The sequence below is a fragment of the Nostoc sp. genome, assembly GCF_036917975.1.
GTDB lineage: Bacteria > Cyanobacteriota > Cyanobacteriia > Cyanobacteriales > Nostocaceae > Nostoc.
In genome coordinates, this window is the sequence record NZ_JBALEJ010000091.1 from 1 (window position 1) to 3,690 (window position 3,690).

Sequence of the window (3,690 nt, forward strand, 5' to 3'; positions counted from 1 at the left end):
ATGCAGCTTGGGCTAAATAGCGCTGGGGACTTCTACAGTGAATTAGTCCCAAAAGTTGGCTTTTCTCTTGGGGTGGCTGATGGGGAGCCTTACTGGAATGCTTATCTGGGGCAGTGGCAGATTTGGGTTAACTATGCTGACGGGTGTAAGTCTGTGGTGTGCGATTGGTTGGTGGCGGTGTAGGTCAGAGTAGTTCACTGTTCCTTCAATTCCGTTACTGTGAATTTGTTTGAGTGATCTCAAGTAATGCTTAATAAGACTTCAATACAAAACTTTAGCTTAATAGCATCGCCAATTAACTCATCATCCGTCCAAATTGTTTGCTGGGGTGATGTGATGGATTTACAACCTGGTACTTCAATCACTTTCAACCTGCTACATTCGGTTTCCTCAGTTAAAAGCCATTGAAGGAATAAAACATATCCCGAAACAGTATACCAGCGACGGTGAAAACATCTCACCTCCTTTAGGGTGGAGTGGGTAAAGGTTAATAGTTAAAGGTATTTTCTTTCCCTTTTCCCCAAAATCCGAGAAGTATTGCATTACCAATGGTGTTTGCTTCCTGATTCACAATGCCTGAAACCACTATTTTTATGCTTGTTTTCCCAAGTTTGTAGTTGACTGTTACTGAATACCACCGCCACCTCTTGATGCAGCATTTGCTGCATCAATATGCACCCGCTCAACTGTTCCGATATTACCTGTATGTGCTAAGGAAACGGCAACGTTAATCACCCCAATATGCGAAAAGGCTTGGGGAAAATTACCAAGATGCGCCCCTGTTTCAAAGTCAATTTCTTCTGCAAATAGTCCCAACGAACTGCTTCGTGCCAGCATTTGCTCAAACCAAACACGAGCCTCTGTAGCCCTTTGAGCCAAGATAAGTGCGTTGATCAGCCAGAAGGTGCAAAGAACAAAGGATGCCTCTTTACCACTCACGCCTTCTGGTGCATCTCGGTAACGGTAACACAGTCCATTCTCAACTAAATGTTCGATAGTCGCATCAATTGTTGACACCATGCGCGGATCAGTTCCATCAATGAAGCCAACACTAGACATTAGTAAATTAGAGGCATCAAGAGTTTCATCCTCGTAGGATTGCTTGAAGGCACCAAGTTTTTCGCTCCACCCTTTTTCAAACACTTCATTGCGGATTAGTTGCCGCTCCTGTCGCCAACGGGTAGTATCACCATTTAGCTCAAGTGCCTCAGCCATTTCGATGCCACAGTCTAATGCCACCCACAGCATCACTTTCCCGTAAACAAAATGTCGCAAACCCCCACGCACTTCCCAGATGCCGCTATCTGGTTCGTGCCAGTGTTCAGCAGCCCAATCTACCAGTGGGCAGATGTGTTCCCAAATTGCAGTTGGATCGTACTTTCCAACCTTCCAAGCAAAATGTAAAGCACTAAGTACCTCACCATAGACATCAAGTTGAACTTGTCCTGCTGCACCATTGCCGATCCGAACTGGCTGCGAGTCTCGATATCCCCGCAAGTGATTTAAGGTTTGCTCAACAACCTGTCCACTTGATGTAATCGGGTAAAGGATTTTGATTCCAGTTCCTTCCATCTTCACAGTCTGGGCGATCCAATTGAAGAACTGACACTCATCATCAAGATAACCTGCTAATAGCAATGCATAAAGAGTAAATGATGAGTCCCGAATCCAGGTGAAGCGATAATCCCAGTTCCGCTCCCCACCAATTTCTTCTGGCAACGAAGTTGTCGGTGCAGCTACAATTGCTCCTGAAGGGGCATAAGTCATCAACTGTAAGGTCAGCGCACTGCGAACAACCGCGTCTCGGTATGCTCCTTGATAAGTACACTTATTCGCCCAACGCCGCCATTCGGCGCAAGTTGATGCCAGGGCATCCATTGGGTCTAGATTTGGCAGTTGTGCATCCTCATCCTCCTCTGTCAAAAGCGTGAATGCAACTCGCTCTCCGGCGTGGAGGATGATCTGACAGATAAATGTATTACTTGTTGTGTCCAAATGCCATTCAACAGGTCCAGTAACCGTGAATGAACCAAACTTGACTTCGTTGCCAGATTTGACTAACTTGGGAATTGTGCGCCCATAGTCAGGGCGAGGAGAGCAAGTACTAATAATTTCAACTGTTCCTTCACTAACCTCGATAATTCGGATTAGCCTGCCAGGTGCTATTCGGCTTTGCTGCTGCTCCTGGTTGCTAATTTCCATAAAATCCAGCAGCGAAATTTGTCCTGACTCACACCTAAAAATTGTTTCTAGTACATTAGTTTCGTTCAGATACTGATGACTACTTGACCAAGCAGTAGTCGGCTGAATACTCCAGTTCCCGCCACATTCTAGATCCAAAATTCGAGCAAACAAAGACGGCGAATCAAACCGAGGTAAGCAAAGCCAATCAATCGAACCACAACTACTGACAAGAGCCGCGGTATGGCAATTCCCGATCACCCCATAATCTTCTATGGGCAGAAAGGATTGGGTCGAAACTGTTGGGTTGCTATTGGAATCAGATATAATACTCATTACCGTCTTTAGCTGCTGATAACCTTTTACAAAAATCTTATTTGCAATTGGGATTTTTTTACAGATTTTATTCTTTTAGATATTAATCGTTAACCGAGTACCGTGGGTTTAAGTCCCCCGGTTCTCTTCACCGGTAAGTTTTGGGTCTGGGTCTGTCTTGCAAAGTTGCTCCTCTTGGGGAGACCCCAAGACCGCAATGCAGCGCTAAATCCCCGCTCCCTTAACTTACTTGCGACTTGCGACTTGCGACTTGCGACTTGCGACTTGCGACTTGCGACTTGCGACTTGTTTTAATTTATCATCTTGAAAGTTATTTGTCAGAAGTCAATTTTTCCAGCTAATCTCTCTAGAGGAATAGTCAAACATAAATAATCGAATATAATCACGAATTATCGCTATAAATAGGATTAAAGAATCAAATTAATCTGCATTATGCATATTTAATTTATTTAAGAACCTTCTGTTATAGCTCCTAGTGCCAAAAGTGACACTCGCACAGATTCCGTCAAACCAACGACCCCTGTAATATTCATGCCTTCATAAGGTCTAGGAGTTCTGAGAATTTTCAGACATTCACCTGTTTCGACATTCCATAAGCGGATGGTCTGGTCTTCACTGCTGCTAGCAAGAATTGGACTTTTAACCGGAGAATGGATAAATGCGATCGCAAAAATCCATCGTGTGTGTCCAATCAATACTCTCAAGCTCTTCCCAGTTTTCATATCCCAAATTCTCACGGTTTGGTCGGTTCCCCCGCTTGCCAGCAGACAACCATCAGGACTGGCAGCACTGATCACAGCATCAGTATGTCCTTCCAAGGTTCTTAGACATTGGCAAGTCTTGAAATCCCAAATTTTGATGGTTGCATCTATGAATATTCCAGAACTTAACAGTTTGGTTGTCATCACTGGCAATCAAGGTTTTTCCATCTGGAGTGAATGTCAGCGATCGCACGGTGTGGGTGTGCCCTGACAAAGTTTTCAGGCATTCTCCAGTGTGAATGTCCCACAAGCGAATTGTTGTATCAGCACTGCCACTTGCTAGCGTTTGACCATCAGTACTACAAGCTACACACCAAACATGGCCTGTATGACCGTGGAGAGTTTGCAAACACTGCATTGCTTCTAAATCCCAAATCCTCACAGTGCCATCAGCGCTGCCACTTACCAGCAT

At 44.7% G+C, this 3,690-nt stretch carries 5 protein-coding genes; 1 reads left to right on the forward strand and 4 read right to left on the reverse strand.

Annotation, left to right across the window (positions count from 1 at the left end; translation table 11 throughout):
• The coding region (locus tag V7K76_RS29185; RefSeq protein WP_335030331.1) for a hypothetical protein at positions 1-183 on the forward strand (183 nt) is incomplete at its 5' end.
• Between the two features lie 56 nt (positions 184-239).
• Here V7K76_RS29185 and V7K76_RS29190 read toward each other — a convergent pair.
• The 4 genes from V7K76_RS29190 to V7K76_RS29205 form a co-directional block, all read right to left on the reverse strand.
• On the reverse strand, positions 240-461 hold the full coding sequence (locus V7K76_RS29190; protein ID WP_334777331.1) for a hypothetical protein: 222 nt from the start codon (positions 459-461) through the stop codon (positions 240-242).
• A gap of 163 nt (positions 462-624) precedes the next feature.
• Positions 625-2,517, reverse strand: a complete 1,893-nt coding sequence (locus V7K76_RS29195; RefSeq protein ID WP_334777332.1) for a glycoside hydrolase family 15 protein — start codon at positions 2,515-2,517, stop codon at positions 625-627.
• 449 nt (positions 2,518-2,966) lie between these two features.
• Complete coding sequence (locus tag V7K76_RS29200) at positions 2,967-3,335, reverse strand: WD40 repeat domain-containing protein (RefSeq protein ID WP_334777333.1); 369 nt, start codon at positions 3,333-3,335, stop codon at positions 2,967-2,969.
• Positions 3,319-3,690 (reverse strand): WD40 repeat domain-containing protein (locus tag V7K76_RS29205; protein ID WP_442936277.1); only part of this gene is annotated, 372 nt, incomplete at its 5' end. The genes V7K76_RS29200 and V7K76_RS29205, both read right to left, overlap by 17 nt.

Bases quoted from the DNA above. Each gene is read 5' to 3' on its own strand.
- V7K76_RS29195 (WP_334777332.1), bottom strand. From the start codon at position 2,517: ATGAGTATTATATCTGATTCCAATAGCAACCCAACAGTTTCGACCCAA.